This is a genomic window from Sphingobacterium sp. 2149, assembly GCF_031455655.1.
Taxonomy (GTDB): domain Bacteria; phylum Bacteroidota; class Bacteroidia; order Sphingobacteriales; family Sphingobacteriaceae; genus Sphingobacterium.
On record NZ_JAVDTD010000030.1, the window covers coordinates 1 to 1292 of the forward strand.

Annotated in this window: 2 tRNA genes and 1 rRNA gene; all 3 read left to right on the plus strand. The window is 49.9% G+C overall.

Features of this window, described 5'->3' with window-relative positions:
* Nucleotides 1–882: ribosomal RNA gene (locus J2X77_RS23625) — 16S ribosomal RNA — on the plus strand; the annotation flags it as partial.
* 120 nt (nt 883–1002) lie between these two features.
* Nucleotides 1003–1076, plus strand: a tRNA-Ile gene (locus J2X77_RS23630).
* Nucleotides 1077–1086: 10 nt separating this feature from the next.
* Nucleotides 1087–1160: transfer RNA gene (locus J2X77_RS23635), tRNA-Ala, on the plus strand.
* The last annotated feature ends 132 nt before the right edge of the window (nt 1161–1292 follow it).

The following is a 1292-nucleotide window of genomic DNA, read 5'->3' on the forward strand; positions in this document are numbered from 1 at the left end:
GGGCTTGAATCCATTTGAAGTGGGCGGAATAAGACAAGTAGCGGTGAAATGCATAGATATGTCTTAGAACTCCGATTGCGAAGGCAGCTCACTAAGCTGGTATTGACGCTGATGCACGAAAGCGTGGGGATCGAACAGGATTAGATACCCTGGTAGTCCACGCCCTAAACGATGATAACTCGATGTTGGCGATAGACAGCCAGCGTCCCAGCGAAAGCGTTAAGTTATCCACCTGGGGAGTACGCCCGCAAGGGTGAAACTCAAAGGAATTGACGGGGGCCCGCACAAGCGGAGGAGCATGTGGTTTAATTCGATGATACGCGAGGAACCTTACCCGGGCTTGAAAGTTAGTGAAGGATGCAGAGACGCATCCGTCCTTCGGGACACGAAACTAGGTGCTGCATGGCTGTCGTCAGCTCGTGCCGTGAGGTGTTGGGTTAAGTCCCGCAACGAGCGCAACCCCTATGTTTAGTTGCCAGCATTTAAGGTGGGGACTCTAAACAGACTGCCTGTGCAAACAGTGAGGAAGGTGGGGACGACGTCAAGTCATCATGGCCCTTACGTCCGGGGCTACACACGTGCTACAATGGATGGTACAGCGGGCAGCTACATAGCAATATGATGCTAATCTCTAAAAGCCATTCACAGTTCGGATTGGGGTCTGCAACTCGACCCCATGAAGTTGGATTCGCTAGTAATCGCGTATCAGCAATGACGCGGTGAATACGTTCCCGGGCCTTGTACACACCGCCCGTCAAGCCATGAAAGTTGGGGGTACCTAAAGCATGTTACCGCAAGGAGCGTGTTAGGGTAAAACCGATAATTGGGGCTAAGTCGTAACAAGGTAGCCGTACCGGAAGGTGCGGCTGGAATACCTCCTTTCTAGAGTATCGCGGACCGGTACTCGTCACGTTACATATGATTGACAAGAAGAAAACATCAGAAGAAAGTGCCCGCCCCGAAAGGAGCAGTACCGATAGAGATAGATGAACAGTACAAGCTAGTCCCGTAGCTCAGTTGGTTAGAGCACTACACTGATAATGTAGGGGTCAGCAGTTCAAATCTGCTCGGGACTACGAAAAGTACGGGGAATTAGCTCAGCTGGCTAGAGCACCTGCCTTGCACGCAGGGGGTCAACGGTTCGAATCCGTTATTCTCCACATCTCCGGGGAAGTGTATAACGATACACATCAAGATACCGGAAAAAGAGTTCTTTGACATATTGAAAGAGAAAAAAAATTACAAGAGAAGACAACAGTATAGAGACAATACGTGTATGTGCTTGATGTAAA